Annotated in this window: 18 protein-coding genes and 1 tRNA gene; 15 read left to right on the top strand and 4 right to left on the bottom strand. The window is 64.1% G+C overall.

Going from position 1 to position 16,502, the window contains the following annotated elements:
* Positions 1-51: 51 nt before the first annotated feature.
* Entirely contained in the window at positions 52-948 is an 897-nt protein-coding gene (locus SPH52_RS09285; RefSeq protein WP_411794735.1) for a LysR substrate-binding domain-containing protein, read from the bottom strand.
* 172 nt (positions 949-1,120) lie between these two features.
* Between SPH52_RS09285 and SPH52_RS09280 the strand changes: the two genes are divergently transcribed.
* The 8 genes from SPH52_RS09280 (at position 1,121) to SPH52_RS09245 (ending at position 8,762) form a co-directional block, all read left to right on the top strand.
* Positions 1,121-1,936, top strand: coding sequence for a citryl-CoA lyase (locus SPH52_RS09280; protein ID WP_411794734.1), 816 nt, complete (start codon positions 1,121-1,123; stop codon positions 1,934-1,936).
* Positions 1,933-3,075: a CaiB/BaiF CoA transferase family protein gene (locus SPH52_RS09275; RefSeq protein WP_411794733.1), complete on the top strand. Its 1,143-nt coding sequence runs from the start codon at positions 1,933-1,935 to the stop codon at positions 3,073-3,075. The genes SPH52_RS09280 and SPH52_RS09275 overlap by 4 nt, the downstream gene beginning before the upstream one ends.
* An 89-nt stretch (positions 3,076-3,164) precedes the next feature.
* Positions 3,165-4,106, top strand: a complete 942-nt coding sequence (locus tag SPH52_RS09270) for a dioxygenase (protein WP_411794732.1) — start codon at positions 3,165-3,167, stop codon at positions 4,104-4,106.
* 59 nt (positions 4,107-4,165) lie between these two features.
* Positions 4,166-5,287: a C4-dicarboxylate TRAP transporter substrate-binding protein gene (locus tag SPH52_RS09265; RefSeq protein ID WP_411794731.1), complete on the top strand. Its 1,122-nt coding sequence runs from the start codon at positions 4,166-4,168 to the stop codon at positions 5,285-5,287.
* Positions 5,288-5,333: 46 nt separating this feature from the next.
* Positions 5,334-5,921, top strand: coding sequence for a TRAP transporter small permease subunit (locus SPH52_RS09260; RefSeq protein ID WP_411794730.1), 588 nt, complete (start codon positions 5,334-5,336; stop codon positions 5,919-5,921).
* On the top strand, positions 5,918-7,237 hold the full coding sequence (locus SPH52_RS09255) for a TRAP transporter large permease (RefSeq protein ID WP_411794729.1): 1,320 nt from the start codon (positions 5,918-5,920) through the stop codon (positions 7,235-7,237). Before SPH52_RS09260 ends, SPH52_RS09255 begins: the two co-directional genes overlap by 4 nt.
* A 33-nt stretch (positions 7,238-7,270) precedes the next feature.
* Positions 7,271-7,870, top strand: coding sequence for a malonic semialdehyde reductase (locus SPH52_RS09250; RefSeq protein WP_411794728.1), 600 nt, complete (start codon positions 7,271-7,273; stop codon positions 7,868-7,870).
* A 79-nt stretch (positions 7,871-7,949) separates the two neighbouring features.
* The gene (locus tag SPH52_RS09245; protein WP_411794727.1) at positions 7,950-8,762 is read left to right on the top strand and encodes a sulfite exporter TauE/SafE family protein; all 813 of its coding nucleotides are present in this window, start codon (positions 7,950-7,952) and stop codon (positions 8,760-8,762) included.
* Positions 8,763-8,827: 65 nt separating this feature from the next.
* On the opposite strand, the gene SPH52_RS09240 is transcribed toward SPH52_RS09245, so the two are convergent.
* Entirely contained in the window at positions 8,828-9,085 is a 258-nt protein-coding gene (locus tag SPH52_RS09240) for a hypothetical protein (protein WP_411794726.1), read from the bottom strand.
* A 232-nt stretch (positions 9,086-9,317) separates the two neighbouring features.
* Here SPH52_RS09240 and SPH52_RS09235 point away from each other — a divergent pair, with 232 nt between their 5' ends.
* Complete coding sequence (locus SPH52_RS09235) at positions 9,318-10,055, top strand: Crp/Fnr family transcriptional regulator (RefSeq protein WP_411794725.1); 738 nt, start codon at positions 9,318-9,320, stop codon at positions 10,053-10,055.
* A gap of 66 nt (positions 10,056-10,121) precedes the next feature.
* Here SPH52_RS09235 and SPH52_RS09230 read toward each other — a convergent pair.
* A tRNA-Arg gene (locus SPH52_RS09230) sits at positions 10,122-10,198 on the bottom strand.
* A 118-nt stretch (positions 10,199-10,316) separates the two neighbouring features.
* Between SPH52_RS09230 and SPH52_RS09225 the strand changes: the two genes are divergently transcribed.
* From SPH52_RS09225 to SPH52_RS09210, 4 genes are read left to right on the top strand one after another with little or no spacing between them, the layout of a single operon-like run.
* Positions 10,317-11,825 (top strand): amidase, encoded by a 1,509-nt coding sequence (locus SPH52_RS09225; protein WP_411794724.1) that lies wholly within the window; start codon positions 10,317-10,319, stop codon positions 11,823-11,825.
* A gap of 36 nt (positions 11,826-11,861) precedes the next feature.
* Entirely contained in the window at positions 11,862-12,671 is an 810-nt protein-coding gene (locus SPH52_RS09220) for a methyltransferase domain-containing protein (RefSeq protein ID WP_411794723.1), read from the top strand.
* The gene (locus SPH52_RS09215) at positions 12,668-13,669 is read left to right on the top strand and encodes a methyltransferase (RefSeq protein WP_411794722.1); all 1,002 of its coding nucleotides are present in this window, start codon (positions 12,668-12,670) and stop codon (positions 13,667-13,669) included. The genes SPH52_RS09220 and SPH52_RS09215 overlap by 4 nt, the downstream gene beginning before the upstream one ends.
* Positions 13,670-13,692: 23 nt before the next feature.
* On the top strand, positions 13,693-14,403 hold the full coding sequence (locus tag SPH52_RS09210; RefSeq protein WP_411794721.1) for an SIMPL domain-containing protein: 711 nt from the start codon (positions 13,693-13,695) through the stop codon (positions 14,401-14,403).
* A gap of 3 nt (positions 14,404-14,406) precedes the next feature.
* On the opposite strand, the gene greB is transcribed toward SPH52_RS09210, so the two are convergent.
* Positions 14,407-14,946 carry a transcription elongation factor GreB gene (gene greB, locus SPH52_RS09205; RefSeq protein WP_411794720.1) on the bottom strand — a complete coding sequence of 180 codons (540 nt, stop codon included), beginning with the start codon at positions 14,944-14,946 and terminating at the stop codon, positions 14,407-14,409.
* Positions 14,947-15,108: 162 nt separating this feature from the next.
* Between greB and SPH52_RS09200 the strand changes: the two genes are divergently transcribed.
* Together SPH52_RS09200 and SPH52_RS09195 are read left to right on the top strand one after the other, a co-directional pair.
* Positions 15,109-15,744, top strand: a complete 636-nt coding sequence (locus SPH52_RS09200; RefSeq protein WP_411794719.1) for a hypothetical protein — start codon at positions 15,109-15,111, stop codon at positions 15,742-15,744.
* Positions 15,745-15,857: 113 nt separating this feature from the next.
* A complete protein-coding gene (locus SPH52_RS09195) occupies positions 15,858-16,502 on the top strand; it encodes an NUDIX domain-containing protein (RefSeq protein ID WP_411794718.1) in 645 nt (214 codons plus the stop codon).

The following is a 16,502-nucleotide window of genomic DNA, read 5'->3' as shown; positions in this document are numbered from 1 at the left end:
CCAGTCCCCAGGTATAGCCTCTGCCGCAGTGGCTGCACCCTTGTGGCTCTCCTAGCGTTTCCCGAAAGGTTGTTGCATCACCAGCTCACGAATCGTCTCGGCCATGTAACGGCTGGCTGGCGGGCGCTCGGCCCGCTGTGACCACAGTAGCCCCGGCGTGCGCACCGGCGTGGGGCTCTCAAGCGGTATGGCCTGGATGCCGGGTTCGTCCTTCAGGGCGTTTTCCGCCACGATACCGCACAGGTCGGTACGCCGAACCAGCTCGACCATGGGCGAGATGGCGTTGAGTTCGGCCACGATCTGCGGGCGTGCGCCGGCCGCTTCGAAGCACTCGTCCAGCATCTGGCGGGTCGAGAAGTGCGGTGCCAGCAGCGTCATGCGCTGGCCGTTCAGCTCGACCATGCGCAGCCGCTTGCGCTTGGCCAGCGGGTGGTGGCTGCCAACGATCAGCTTGAGCTCCTCGTTGTAGAGCGGCTCGAAGCGCAGGCCGCGCGGAATGGCGGGGCGATAGGAGATGCCCAGATCCAGGCTGCCGTTGACCAGCCCCTCGCTGATCTGGTTGCCCGACAGTTCCTCCACCACCACCTTGACCTGGGGCAGGCGCTGCATGAATACCGAGAGACACAGCGGGATGAGCTGCACGTTGAAGCTATGAGTGGCGGCGATGCGCAGCTCGCCGCGCAGTTCATCGGGTGTTTCCTTCATGGCGCCCAGCGCCTGGTCGACCTGCCGCAGGATTGGTGCCACGTGCTCATGGAAGGCCTGCCCGGCCTGGGTGATCACTACACGCTTGCCGACCCGGGCAAACAGCGGCTGGCCTAGCTCTTCCTCCAACTGGCGAATCTGGTGGGAAAGGGTCGACTGGGTGACGTGCACCTTTTCGGCCGCGCGGGTGAAGTTGAGCGTCTCGGCGATTGCCAGGAAGTAGCGCATGTGTCGCAGTTCCATCGCTGCACCTCGTTGACGGTTATTTATCCATCGATGTCATCGTTCGTTACGATGGAAATTTATCATTTTCATGAATTGTTGGCGCCGCTTATGTTCAATGCACGGCATCGGCCATCCCGAGCGTGTCATGCCGCGCCGGCGTGGCTCGCTCGCTGCAATGCGGAGCGACAGCATGAAAATAGGGCGCGAGACAATTCCAACAACCGCCATCAGTACCTCCAACGCCGACACCATCGTGGTGCGCGGCAAAGACCTCAGCGGCGAACTGATCGGGCGGATCTCCTTCACCGATTACTTCCTTTTGCTGCTCGACGGCCAGCCGCCCAGCGACACCCGGCGTCGGGTGCTGGACGCGACCCTGGTCGCCATTGCCGAGCATGGGCTGGTACCCAGCGTGCAGGCCAGCCGCATGACCTATGCCGCGGCGCCGGAGGCACTGCAGGGCGCGGTGGCAGCGGGGCTGCTGGGCTGCGGCTCGGTGATCCTGGGGGCCTCCCAGGCGGCGGGTGAGCTGTTCGCCGAGATCGCCGAAGAGATCGACGGCGGCAAATCGCTAGAAGGCGCCGTGCACGATGTCATCAGTGCGCGCCGCGCCCGTCGCGAGGCGATTCCTGGCTACGGTCACCCGCTGCACAAGGAGCGCGACCCTAGGGTCGAGGCGCTGTTCGGCGTAGCGCAGGAAGCGGGCGCCGAGATGCGCTACGTGGGTATCGCCACGGCCGTGGAGCGGGCCCTGCCCGAGGTCGTCGGCAAGGAGCTCAAGCTCAACGTTTCCGCCGCCATTCCTGCCGTGCTGTTGGGCGCGGGCTTCCCGCTCAAGGCGCTGCGCGGCGTGCCGCTACTGGCCCGCACCGCCGGGCTGATAGCGCACCTGCTGGAGGAGTCCGAACAGCCCAGCGGCTTCGCGCTTTCCTATCAGGCGACCCGGCAGGTGGAATACACCGGCAAGGTGCCGCTTGGCTTCACGCAAGAAGGGGGGAGTTCATGAGCAAGGTACTCGACGGCATCACCGTCATCGAACAGGGCACCTTCATCACCGGCCCCGCCGCCGGCATGCTGCTGGCCGATTTGGGCGCCAACGTGATCAAGGTGGAGATGCCGGGCAAGGGCGACCCCTTTCGTGCCTTCAAGGGCGGGCTCTACAGTCCCCACTATCAGACCTACAACCGCAACAAGCGCAGCATTGCGCTCAACACCAAGGAGCCGGAGGACCTGGCGACCTTCGATGCGCTGATCCGTGAGGCCGACGTCTACATCCAGAACTTCCGGCCCGGCACCGCCGAGCGGCTGGGGGCGGGGGAAGCGCGCCTGCGTGAGATGAACCCTGGACTGGTCTACTGCGCCATCAGCGGATTTGGCAACGACGGACCCTACGCCGGGCGGCCCAGCTACGACACCGTGGCCCAGGCCGCCAGCGGTTTTCTCAAGCTTCTGATCAATCCCGAGAACCCGCGAGTGGTGGGGCCGGCGATGGCCGACGCGCTGTCGGGCTTCTATGCCGCCTACGGTATCCTGGGCGCGCTGGTGGAGCGTGGCCGGACTGGGCAGGGGCGGCGGGTCGACGTCTCGATGCTCGAGGCGATGTGTCACTTCAACCTCGATGCCTTCACGCACTATCTCTCCGAGAACGAGATCATGGGGCCTTACAGCCGGCCTCAGGTCTCCCAGTCCTACGTGGTGGAGTGCGCCGACGGCAAGTGGGTGGCGCTGCACATGTCATCGCCGGAGAAGTTCTGGCAGGGGCTGGCCAATGCCATGGCGTATCCCGAGCTGCTCCAGGACGAACGGTTCTCGAGTCGCGAGGGGCGCATCGACAACCAGGAGCAGATGATCGAACTGCTCAAGCCGATCTTTCGACGTCATGACCGCGCGGAGTGGTGTCGTCGCCTGGCGGCCGAGGACGTTCCCCATGCCCCGGTGTACGACACCGACGAGGTACTCGCGGACCCTCAGGTCAGGCACCTGCAGTTGGAGGTCAGCACCGAGCACCCCACTGTAGGTACCTTTCGCACGGTACGTTCGCCGGTCTCCTTCGATGGCGTAAAGCCGCTGGAGGTGATGGCGCCACCGGTGTTGGATGAACATCGCGACGAAATACTCGCGGAAGTGAAGCGTCGCCGGCGCTGAGGACGGTGTGCGCCGCGCTGGCACCCTGAAAAACGATAACCACACGGCCGGGCGGTGGCGTTTGCCCAGGCCGATCAGGAGCGACAGTCATGTTCGAATTGCCCAACAAAGACGACATAGTTCCACATGGCATTCCGCAAACCCCGGACGACATCACAGAGATCGTGCTCAAGGCCATGAGCCATACCAAGGACGAGCGGCTGCGGGAGATCCTCACGGCGCTGGTGCGTCACCTGCATGCGTTCGGCCGCGAGGTGAAGCTGAACGAGGAGGAGTTCATGACCGCCATCAACGCGGTCACCCGCCTGGGCCACCTGACTCGCGACCGTCACAACGAGACCATGGTGATGGCCGACGCGCTGGGTTTTTCCACCCTGGTGATGATCCTCAACCAGGAGCGTACGCCGGAGCAGATCTCTCCCGCCCTGTTGGGTCCGTTCTATAGCCGCCGTGATCCGGAATATCCGCTCGGGGCCAATATCTCACGGGCCGTGCCGAAGGAGAGCGACATCCCTCTGTTCGTCTCTGGCCGGGTGACGAGCCGCGACGGCACGCCGTTGCCGGGGGCACTGGTGGAGGTGTGGCACGCTTCGCCGGAAGGCCTCTACGAAAACCAGGACGATAGCCAGCCGCACCTTAACCTGCGTGGCAAGTTTCGCGCGGACGAGAAGGGACGCTTCCACTTTCGCACCATTCGTCCCGCCAGCTATCCGATCCCCACCCACGGTATCGTAGGTGAGATGCTTCGGGCCCAGCAGCGCCATCCGTTCCGTGCCGCCCACCTGCACTTCACGGTGTCGGCGGAAGGGCACCGGACCCTGGTGACCCAAATCTTCCCCAAGGACGACCCCTTCCTCGAATCGGACTGCGTATTCGGCGTCACCAGCGCCGACCTGGCCATGGAATTTCCCCTCCACCATGACGGCCAGGCGCCCGACCCCGACGTTCAAGGCCGCTATTGCACGCTCGAGGTGGATTTCGATCTTTCTCCCGGCGTGTCCCGGCTGCCGGCGTCGCCCATCGATTCCTGAGTCCTGCGACTCCCCAGTGGAGCGCCGAGCCATAACAACAACCCAAGCGAGACGCCAACATGACACTCTACAAGCACAAGACAGCAAAGCCGTACATTGCTCGCGCCGCCCTTGGCCTGGGGACCGCAACGCTGGCCGTGGCCCTTTTCCCCGCCAATGCTTCAGCGGTAGAGACCATCAACCTGACCGTGGGCTCGAGCCACCCTACGACCATTCCCTGGGTGGGCATGATTCCCGAGGTCTTCATCCCCAAGGTCAACGAGATCCTGGCGGAGGAGGGCGAGTACGAGGTGAGCTGGACGGAAGCCTATGCCGGCCAGCTGTACGGCACCAACGCCACCCTCACTTCCGTTCAGGACGGGATTGCCGATATAGGCTGGGTCTTCAGCTACCTGGAGCCTTCTCGCATGCCGCTGGCCCAGATCAGCGCCTACACACCGTTCACCACCAGCGACCCCGAGCTGATGCTCGACGTGATGAACGACCTGGTGCGTTCGGTGCCGGAATTCCGCGCCGAATGGGAGGACCACGATCTGGTATTCCTCGGTGCCACCGCATCGGATACCTACGACATCTATACCAACTTCCCGGTGGCGAGCCTCGACGACCTCGAGGGCGCGCGCATCTCCGCGCCCGGTGTGCTCGGCGTGTGGCTGGAACCGGTGGGCTCGGTGCCCGTCGATGGCACGCTGGCGAGCTATTACACCGACATCCAGACCGGCGTTTCCCAGGGTGTGGTCGGGCTTGCCACGGGCAACCTGCCGGCACGTATCTACGAGGTGGCGCCCTATATCACCCAGGTCAACCTGGGCGTGGTGTTCTCGGGGGGGCTCGCCATCAACCGCTTCACCTGGGATAGCCTGCCTGAGCCCGTGCAGGAAGCCCTGAGGGAAGCGGGGGAGACCTATACCCTGGCCCATGGCCGCGACCTGGCCGAACGCTACGAAAGTTCGCTCCAGCGCATGGTCGAGCTGGGTGCCGACCAGAGTACACCGGTGCAGATCCAGGCGCTTTCCGACGCACAGCGTCAGCGCTGGATCGACGGCATGCCCGGCCTGGCCGAGCAGTGGATCGAGCGCAACGAAGGGCGGGGCCTGCCCGCTCGTGAACTCCTCAGCACCTATATGGATGCCATGCGCGAGCGCGGTCACGAGCCGGAACTGGCCTGGGATCGCAACTGATCGGAGCGCCCGGCCGGCCAAGCCGGTCGGGCAGAGGAGTCGCGGAATGACCTTTTCCTTCAAGACGCTGATGCTGGGGCGCCGGCTCGGCGATGGCCGCCATCGCCACAACAGCCTGTTCGGTTACCTGGTGGATGGCCTGAACGCGGTGGGCTCGCTGCTGATCTTCATCATCATGGCGATGATCGTGGTCGACGTGCTCTCGCGCAACCTGATCAACAAGCCCATCGCGGGCGTGGCGGAGCTGGTGGCGGCCTCCATCGTCATGATCGTCTTCCTGCAGCTACCCAGCACTTTGCGCCATGGGCGCATGGCCCAGGCCGATATCTTCATCCAGGGCTTCACCGAGCGGCACCCGCGCCTCGGCCATGGCCTGCAGGCGCTGTTCTACCTGGCCGGCGCCTACATGCTGATGGTGATCTACCAGGGCACCTTGCCGACCTTCCTGCGCGCCTGGGAGCGCAGCCAGTTCATGGGCGTGGAGGGAGTGTTCACCTTTCCCGTCTGGCCCATCCGGCTGGTGGTGATCGCCTGTGCGGCGATCACGCTGCTGCAGTATCTGCTGCTGGCAGGACAGGCGCTGGTCTGGGCCGTCAGGGGTGGAGCGCCTGCCGAAGAGGAGGGCAGCGCATGAGCGGTATCGAAGTCGGTATCGTTGCCGTGCTGTTGATGCTGGCGCTGATCTACTTCGGCATGCACATCAGCATCGCACTGATGCTGGTCTCCTTCGTGGCCATCTCCACCTTGCGCAATCCCGAACTGGCCACGCGCATGGTGGCAGCGGCGGCCAACGATTCTCTGAGCAGCTACCTCTACGGCGTGGTGCCGCTGTTTGTGCTGATGGGGTTGCTGGTGGTGATATCGGGGGTGGGACGGGACACCTTCGACGTCTTCCAATGGTTGACCCGCCGGATTCGCGGTGGGCTGGGGATCGCTACCGTGGGTGCCAACGGAATCTTCGCCTCGATCACCGGCATCAGCGTGGCTTCAGCGGCAGTATTCACCAAGGTGGCGGTACCGGAAATGCGGCGCCATGGCTATACGCCAAAGTTCTCCGTCGGGGTCGTGGCAGGCAGTTCGGTGCTGGGCATGCTGATCCCACCCTCGCTGCTGATGATCGTCTATGGCGTGCTGGCCGAGCAGTCGGTGGGGCGTATGTTCATCGCCGGGATCATTCCTGGCATCCTGTTGGCGCTGATCTTCTGCGCGACCATCATGCTGCTCTCCTACCTGCGCCCCGCTTTCATGATGCAGGGTCCGGCAGTGGCCGAGACCAGGACGGCCGACGAGTCGCTGCTGGGGCTGGCGCTCAAGCTGGTGCCCATCCTGGCGCTGATGCTGCTGGTGCTCGGCGGGCTCTACTCGGGCTTCTTCACGCCTACGGAAGCGGGTGGCGTCGGTGCCTGTGGCGCGCTGCTGCTGGCATTGGCGAAGCGCCGCCTCAATCCGAGCAAGTTCTACCAGGTGCTGGGCGAGACGGGGCACGTGGCGGTGTCCATCCTGTTCCTGATCCTGGCGGCCTCCCTCTACAGCCGAATGCTGGCCCTGACCGGTTTGCCCATGGCGATCGCCCAGTGGGTCACGGCCATGGACCTGACCGCTTATCACTTCCTGTTCTTCTACCTGCTGGTCGTCATCCTGATGGGCTGCATCATCGACTCGGTGTCGATCATGCTGATCGTGCTGCCCATCGTGCTGCCCATCGCCCAGTTCTTCGGCATGGATCTGATCTGGTTCGGCGTCATTACAGTCGTGGCGGTGGAAATCGGCTTGATCACGCCACCATTCGGCATTTCGGTCTACACGGTAAAAGCCGCACTCAACGACCGCTCCGTTCCCGTCAAGGAGATCTTCAAGGGCGTAGTGCCCTTCTTCGTAGCGATGCTGGTGGTGCTGTTGATCCTGGCGCTGTTTCCAGTGCTTTCCACCTATCTGGCCTATCGCTACTGAACCCGCGGAACCACAACGAGGAGAAGCGACGAGATGAGTGCAGGCGTATTGAGCAAGACGGCGCTGGACCAGCTGTTCAACGAGGCGCGGACCCATGCCTACTGGCAGCCGCGCGGCGTGGACGATGCGGTTCTGCGAGAGCTGTACGCGTTGGTGAGGATGGCGCCCACCAGCGTCAACAGCAGCCCACTGCGCATCCACTTCCTGCGTACTCGTGCGGCCAAGGAGAAGCTCATGCCCGCGCTGAGCGAAGGGAACCGGCACAAGGTGGAGCAGGCGCCGGTCACGGCCATCCTCGCCTATGACCGCCGCTTCCACGATCATCTGCCCGCGCTGTTCCCCCACGTGGATGCCAAGGCGTCGTTCGTAGGTGACGAACCCTATCGGGAGGAGACGGCCTTTCGCAATAGCAGCCTGCAGGGCGGCTATTTCATCCTGGCGGCGCGGGCGCTGGGGCTCGACGTGGGGCCACTGTCCGGCTTCGACAACGACCTGGTGGACGGCCTGTTCTTCGCCGAACGTCACCCCAATCACCGTAGCAATTTCCTCTGCAACCTGGGTTACGGCGACACGGCCAGACTGAGGCCGCGCGGCCCGCGACTGAGCTTCGAGCAGGCGTGCACCTTGCTGTAGCGGCAGCCGGGGCAAGGCGTGGGGCGAAGGGCTTTCTGATAAACTGGCTCGCCTGTTCGTCCCTGACCTTGAGCGAGGAGTGGCTTTGGACCTTATCTGGTGGTTGGCTTATGTGGCCTTGGGCGGGCTGGTCGGTATCATGGCCGGCCTGTTGGGCATTGGCGGCGGCGGCATCATGGTGCCGATCCTGACCACCCTGTTCGTCATCCAGGGCGTGCCGCACGAGCATCTGGCCCACCTGGCACTGGGCACGGCGATGGCGGCCATCATTCCTGCGTCCACGGCAAGTCTTCTGTCGCATCAACGACACGGCGCCGTGCGCTGGCAGATCGTTCGCTACCTGACGCCCGGCATACTGGTGGGAACTTTTCTGGCCACCTTCGTTGCTGCCCTGGTACCGACACGGGGTCTGGCGGTCTTCTTCGCCTGCTTCATGTTCCTGATGTCGCTGCAGATGCTGGCCAACCTCAAGCCCAAGCCGACGCGAAGCCTTCCCGGCGCGCTTGGTCTCGGCGGTGCAGGGCTGGGCATCGGCGGCATCTCCGCGCTGGTGGCCATTGGCGGTGGCTCACTGACCGTGCCGTTCCTGACCTGGTGCAACGTCAAGCTGCCCCAGGCCATCGGTACCTCTGCTGCCGTTGGGTTGCCCATCGCACTCGCCGGAGCCCTCGGCTATATGATCAACGGCTGGGGAGTGTCCGGCCTGCCCGGCGCCGCGCTGGGCTTCGTCTACTTGCCCGCGCTACTCTTGATGGCGCCTTTCAGCATCCTGATGGCGCCGGTCGGGGCAAAGCTGGCGCATCGCCTGCCCGTGGCCATGCTCAAGCGAATCTTCGCGTTCATGCTTATGGGGTTGGCATTGCAGATGGTGTACGCCGTATTCAAAGCCTAGGCAGTCAAGGCCTGGAAAATGAAACGGCCACCCTGTGCAGGGTGGCCGCGCCGACCTAGGGAACCTCAGGGGCTTATTCGCTGGTCGGGGGCCGCCAATACGGCCTTGAGGTGGGCGAGATCGCGGGAAACGTCGGTTTCGACGAATTCAGCGAGCAGCCGCTCGGCCTCACGCTTGGCCGCCTGCTCCACATACTCGGTGTAGCTGATGACAATGGCATCGCAGTATCGGCAGTGAAGCACATCCGTTGGCTTCGGGTTGCCGTTCCAGAAATTGCTGCCGTTGCATTCGGGACATGCGACTTTCCGTGTGCGTTGAAACATTCTGGCCTCCTGCCTGAAAGTTCACCGTTATTGGCAAGCATCATCCTAGCACGAAACGGATGACCGTCATGTTACCGCTTATGAGTGATGTGTAGCCATGCACTGATTCCTCGACTCTTCCCCGTCGCCAGGCCGGCGGCGGGGAAGTTTTTTTTGCAGGATGTTCGTTTAAATTGCCTTAAGGTGACCTAGGGTGAAGGCACTGACAGCACTATCCACGGAGCCTGTACATATGAGCCCAGGGCCGCACCAGCCCAACACCCTGATGATCACCAAGCTGGAGAGCATCTTCCCTCTTACCGAGGAAGAGAAGCAGGTACTCCTGGCTTTGCCTGTGCAGATCGTGCAGCTCAAGGCTGACCAGATCATCGTGAACACCGGCGACTGCCCGCATCAGTGCTGCCTGGTCCTGGAGGGTTTCACCTGCGTCTTCAAGCTGAGCTACGAGGGCAAGCGCCAGATCATGGCGCTGCATGTGCCGGGCGACATGCCTGACATGCAGAGTCTGCACCTGGAGTACATGGACAGTAGCCTTGCAACGATCAGCGCTTGCACGGTGGGGTTCATCCAACACGAAGACTTGCGCCGTATGTGCGAACGTTACCCTCGTATCGCCGCCGCGTTTTGGCGCGAGACGCTGGTGGATGCCTCGATCTTCCGGGAGTGGCTACTCAACATCGGCAGGCGAGATGCCTATAGCCGAATAGCCCATCTGCTGTGCGAGTTCATGCTGCGCCTGAAGGCGGTGGGGCTGGTGAGAAACTCCAATACCTTCAGCATGCCCCTGACCCAGGAAGAACTGGCTGATGCGACCGGCATCAGCGCTGTTCACGTGAGCCGAACCATGCAGGCGCTGCGCGCCAATGGCTTGATCCAGACCGCCAAGATGGAAGTGACCATACCCGACTGGGAGAAGCTGAGGGAAGCGGGCGAGTTCGACGCACTCTACCTGCACCTGAAGAATGACTAGGCGGCTTGAGCTTTATTCCTTCCTCCGGGCAAGTGCATGCGGCGGAAGACTGTCGAAGGGGCTTTTTGGCGCCCCCATCAGGATTCGAACCTGAGACCTTCCCCTTAGGAGGGGGACGCTCTATCCAGCTGAGCTATGGGGGCAGCACGGCTGCGCATTATAAGGGCTTGTGGCGGCAAGTTAAACCGCTTGCCTGGCACGGGTTGCCAAGTACGCAGCCGACCCGCCATCATCGTGCTGTCTGGGAAGCCGGGAAAGCGAATGGAGATCGAGGAGTACCAACAGCACGATGCCCTGGGGCTTGCCGAGCTGATGCGTAGCCGGCAGGTGAGTCGCGAGGAGATATTCGACGCCGCCTGCTGCGTCATCGAGCGCGACAACCCACGGCTCAAGGCGCTGGTGCGCACGCGCTTCGAACGTGCCCGGGCCGAAGCCGGGGCCATCGATGTAGAGTCGCCGTTTGCCGGTGTGCCAACCTTGGCCAAGGATCTACTCATGGCCATCGAAGGCGAGCCGCTGGCCTTCGGCAGTGCGGCCTTGGCGGAGTGGAAGTCGCCAGTGGATTCGACCCTTGTATCGCGCCTGCGCCAGTCGGGTTTTGCCATCCTCGGTCAGACGGCGACACCCGAGCTGGGGCTGATGGGGATCACCGAGCCGCGGGCCTTCCCCCATCCCGCCAATCCCTGGAACATCGATCACTCTCCTGGCGGTTCCAGCGGTGGCGCGGCAGCGGCAGTTGCCGGTGGGTTGGTGCCGCTGGCGATGGCTGGAGACGGCGGCGGCTCGATCCGCATTCCTGCCAGCTACTGTGGACTGTTTGGACTCAAGCCCTCACGCGGGCGGGTGCCGCTGGGCCCCATGCATGCTGAAGTATGGCAGGGCGCCGTGGTGGAGCATGCCGTGACCCGCTCGGTACGTGACAGCGCTGCCTTGCTCGACGCCATCAACGGCATGGACGAGGGAGCCCCTTATCCCGTGAAGCGCGAACAGGGCTTCCTGGCGGCGCTAGAGCGCCCTCCTGAGCCGCTGCGCGTGGCAGTCTCTCTGGGAGATCCCTTGGGCAAACCGCTCGGTACCGTGCTTGACCCCGAGGTACGCCAAGCGGTGGAAGAGGCGGCAACAATGCTCGATGGGCTCGGCCACCACGTCGAGTGGGCCGATCCGCCGATTGACGGCGAGCACCTGGCCACCGCCTATCTGACGCTCTATCTCGGCCATCTCACTGCCGACCTGGCCTGGATTGCCCGCGAAACCGGTGTGCCCGTCTCACGCCTTGACATCGAACCCTCGACTCGAGCCATTGCCCGGCTGGGGCGCAGCCTGCCTGTACGCGACTACGAGCTGGCCAAGCGTGACTGGAACACGGCGTCACGTGCCATGGGGGCATTTCACCGCCGCTATGACGTGTTGCTGATGCCGGTCACCGCGGCACCGGCACCACGCCTGGGGGAGCTCTATCCGCCACCGGCACACGAGCGATTGATGTCGCTGCTGGCGATCCCCGGCCTGCCTGCGCTGGCGCTCAAGGCCAACATGCTTCGTTACCTGGCGCGTGACGCCCTGGCGCGTACGCCCTACACCCAACTGGCCAATCTCACGGGGCAGCCGGCCATGTCGCTGCCGCTGCACGTTACCGCGCAGGGCCTGCCGGTCGGCGTACAGGTGATTGGACCCATGGGTGACGAGCGTCGCCTGCTGGCCCTGGCGGCGCAGGTCGAGGCCGAGGTGCGCTGGGGGCGGCACCTGCCCAGACCCCGGCAAGACGGGTAGAATGCGCGCCACATTTCGCTTTTGCCAGGCCCAGCCATGAACGATTCCACACCGCTTTCGCCAGCCGGTGACCGCCATTTCGATGGCCTGGCCGACAAGTTCGCCGGCAGCCTCTATGGCGGCCCCCGCGGCGAGTTGCGCTTGGCCATGCTCGACGAACTGCTGCCGAAGATGCTCGAGCTCGATGGCCAGCCGGCACTGGATGTCGGCGGTGGGCTGGGTCAACTATCCGCCTGGTTTGCCCGGCGTGGCCACTCGGTGACCCTGCTGGAACCGGCCGCGGACATGCTCGATCAGGCACGCCAGGCACTCGGCAGCTGGCCGGTGACGTTCCTCCAGGCGCCGCTGCAGGCGCTGCCGGAAAGGGCGCCCGGCACCTGGCCGCTCATCGCCTGCCACGCCGTGCTGGAGTGGCTCAGTGATCCGCAGGCTGCCTTCGCCACCCTGGTGGATGGGCTCGCTCCCGGTGGCCAGCTGTCGCTGATGGTGTTCAATCGCGATGCGCTGCGTTTCTCCAACGTGGTCAAGGGCAATCTGCAGAAGGCGCTGGACGACCGCCTCGAAGGCACCGGCAGGCGCCAGCGGTTGACGCCCATCTCACCGCTTTGTCATGACCAGATCGTTGCCTGGAGCCAGGAATACGGCCTTTCGATTCGCGCCGTAGCGGGCATCCGCATCTTCCACGACTACCTGCGTCAGCCGCCGGCCAGCGAGGACGACTGGCAGCGGCTGGTGGTACTGGAACTGCGCTACTGCCAAGCCGAGCCGCATTGGCGACTGGGGCGCTATCTGCTCTACACCTTGGTGAAGGAGGGCGAACAGCCGTCCGGAGGATGTTCCCTATGAGTGCCGAGACCCTGGTCTGTCAACTTCTGGAACGCCAGGAAGCCGACTATCGCGGCTGGCTTTGGGTGTCGCCGCCGCGGGATGCCTGGCTCGAGGAGGGGCAGGGGAGCGTCGTCAGTGCCGACCTTGGTGTGCTACAAGCGTGGCGCGAACGAGGCCGCCCGGCCTGCTCGCCGTTCGATGCCCTGTCGACTGAGGAGCCGCCTGGCGCAGTGCTTTTCTGGCCCAAGAGCCATGCGCTCGGTGAGTGGTGGCTGCTGTGGCTGTGTGCCAGCCTGCCGCCGGGTACGCCGCTGCAACTGGTCGGGGAGAACCAGGGCGGCATCAAGCGCGTCCTCAAGGTGCTGGCGGCGCTGGGGCTGGGTTGTCGCAAGCGCGACAGCGCCCGGCGCTGCATCCTGTTCGAGACGCGCCTCGGCAGGGTGGGGATCGATCCGGATGCCGCCTGGATCTCCTTCGAGGCCGAGGGCTTGACGCTGGCCAGCCACCCCGGCGTATTTGGTCATGGCAAGATCGATGACGGCACCCGTCTGTTGCTCGACCAGTTGGAGCACCATCTGCCGGGGCCTGAACGGATGCAGGAAGTCCTCGACATGGGCTGCGGCGACGGCATTCTCGCCGCCTGGCTGGCGCGCCGCGGCCATGCGGTGACGGCGGTGGATGTCAACGCCTTCGCGGTAGAGGCCACCCGGCGCACCCTGGTGGCCAATGGACTGGAAGGGCAAGCCCTGGCCAGCGACGTTTACTCGGCGCTCGGCGAGAGTCGCTTCGCCGCCATCATCAGCAATCCGCCGTTTCACCAAGAGCGCAACATTGATTATGGCCCCGCTGGGCGCCTTATCCGTGAAGCGCCGACGCATCTGTTGCCAGGCGGCAAACTGCTGCTGGTAGCAAACGCCTTCCTGCCCTATCCAGACCTGCTGCAGGGCGCCTTCGGGGGCTTTCAGATTCTTGCCGACGACCGTCGCTTTCGGGTTTATCATGCGCTCAGGCAGTAGGCCTATTGCGGAGCGATGCGGTCATGGCGGGAAATCTGCGAAGTGCGGCGGTGCTGGGAGTGCTGCTGGCGGTCGGGTTGGTAGGGGGTGGCAGCTTCATCAAACAGGCGGCCGAGGTCTGGCAGCAGTCGTCGCGCAGTGTGACCGTACGTGGCCTGGCTGAACGGGAGATGGCGGCGGATCTGGTGCTGTGGCCGTTCAACTACAGCGCCAGCGCCAACACGCTGGGCGAGCTGGAGCAGATCCTGTCGAGTAACGAGCAGGCGGTTCGTGATTTTCTCGCCCAGCGCGGCTTCGATGCCGAGCACATCAGCGTGACGCCACCCCGCATCACCGACCAGTTCAGCAACCTCTACGGTGGTCAGCGTCCCGACGAGCGCTATCGCGGCGAGGCTACTCTGTTGCTGCGCTCGCCGGACGTGGAAGGCGTCAAGGCGGCGATGCCGGAGGTCACCACCTTGGTGCGTCAGGGAGTCTTGCTCTCGCCGAACTACGAGTACCGTACCGAGTACCTCTTTACCGGCCTCGATGCCATCAAGCCCGAGATGATTGCCAACGCCACGGCCGATGCGCGCCGTTCCGCGCAGCAGTTCGCCGAGGACTCGGGGAGCCGGGTGGGACAGATCCGCCAGGCCACCCAGGGCTACTTCTCCATCGAGGATCTCGACAGCTACACGCCGGACGTCAAGCGTGTGCGCGTGGTGACCACGGTGGACTACGCCCTGGAGGATTGAGGCTCAGCTAGCCGGCGTTCGGTAGGCGATATCCGTGATTACGTAGGTGATGTCGCCGGCCGGGGCCTTAACCGTGACGTCGTCGTCCAGCGACTTGCCCAGCAGCGCCTTGGCTAGCGGTGCATCGATGCTGATCCAGCGCTTGGCAGTGTCGGTTTCATCATGGCCGACGATGCGGATGCGAATCTCCTCGCCTTCCTCGTCCTCGAGCGTGACGAAGGCGCCGAAATAGACCTTGTCGGTATTCGCCGGTAGGCGATCCACCACCTGCAGTTCGTCGAGCCGCGTGGTCAGGTAGCGGATGCGCGCGATGACCCGGTTGAGCTCCTTCTTGTTGTAGGTGTAGTCGGCGTTCTCGCTACGGTCGCCCAGTGCCGCGGCTTCACCTACCTTGGCCGAGAGGTCAGGGCGTTTTACCCGCGATAGATGGTCGAGAATGCCGCGCAGGCGCGCCGCCCCCTCGGCGGTGATCAGGTTGCTCTTGGGTTCCTGGCGAGGATCCTTGGCGGGGTCGCGCCATCGGGTCATGTTGCGGCCCTTCATGCCTATACTTCCTCTTTCTGGCGAGACTGGCCAACATACGCCATTCGCACCCGGCGAACCAGTTAAAGGCTGACGACTGGCGATTGATTCAAACGTTCGTTACAGTGCTGTTTGTGGCCCGTGCCGCACACAAGAACAACCTCCACATGAAGGAGACTGGACATGATCCGACGTCAGCTACTCGCCGCCGCCCTGGGCGCTGGCCTTCTGCTCGCTCCGTTCTCGGCCGCCCTGGCCTGGGAGAGCGAGGTCGAGGCGCTCAAGCAGCGCTGGGAGCAGATCAACACCCGGCAGGCCGAAGGTCAGCGCCGCGGCTCGCTCAAGTCGCTCTCCGAGGAAGCGGAGCGATTGGTACAGGCGAACCCCGGGGCCGCTCAGCCGCTGATCTGGTACGGCATCATCGAGGCGTCGCATGCCCGTGAACGCAGTGGCCTGGGAGCGCTCGGCAGCGCCCGTTCCGCTCGCGATGCCCTGGAACGCGCCATTGGGATCGATCCAGATGGGGGCAACGGCTCGGCTTACGTCACGCTGGGCGCCCTGTACGACCGTGCACCGGGCAGGCCGATTGGATTCGGCAACAGCGATACCGCTCAGCGCATGTTTCAGCGCGCCCTCGAAATTCGCCCCGACGGTATAGACGTCAACTACTACTATGCCACCTTCCTCGAGGACGAAGGGCGCCGGGCGGAGGCGCGTGAACATGCCCAGCGCGCCGTCGACGGCGTCGCCCGCGAGGATCGTCAGGCCTCGGATGAGGCGCTGCGCGAACAGGCCCGGGCGCTGCTCGCTCGGCTCTGATGCGGCTTTTCCCATGCGCCTCGCTCGTGGGGCGCATGGATTCGGCCTGTGGCGGTTGGCATAGCCGGTCCCGGTCATGATAATGGTCGCCATGCGCAGACTTGGAGGTTTGCATGACCGATAATCATGACTGCAACCGGGAAGCCGACGGCCTGCCCAGCTTCGGCGGTGCCGATGCCGAGCTGATCGAGCGTCGCTGCCTGTACCAGGGTTTCTTCCGCCTGGATGAGGTGCATTTGCGCCATCGCCTGTTCAAAGGCGGCTGGAGCAGCGAGATGGTTCGTGAGGTACACGTGCGGCATGATGCCGTAGGTGTACTGCTTTACGACGTCGAGCGCGACTGCGTCGTGCTGGTCGAGCAGATTCGTGCCGGCGCCCTGGACGATTCCGAATCGCCATGGAAACTCGAGATCGTTGCCGGCCTGGTCGAGGAGGGCGAGAGCACGGCCGAGGTGGCTCGGCGGGAAGCCATGGAAGAAGCCGGCTGCGAAGTTACCGACCTGATCGAGCTGCACACCTACTATCCGAGCCCCGGCGCCTGCTCGGAGCGAGTAACGCTGTTCTGTGCCCTGGTCGACTGTGACGGGCTGGGAGGCGTGCATGGCCTGGATGAAGAGCATGAGGATATCCGCGTTCACGTGTTACCGTTTAACCAGGCCTGGGAACTCTTGCAGGTTGGGCGACTCGACAATGCCATGTGTCTGATCGCCTTTTACTGGTTGGCGGCCGAACGAGCATCTCTACGTGCAAGGGGGTAG

Origin of the sequence: Halomonas sp. A29 (genome assembly GCF_046723295.1) — a bacterium.
Taxonomy (GTDB): Bacteria; Pseudomonadota; Gammaproteobacteria; order Pseudomonadales; family Halomonadaceae; genus Halomonas.
Note: the sequence above shows the minus strand (reverse complement) of the source record. Positions and strands in the feature narration are given on the sequence as shown.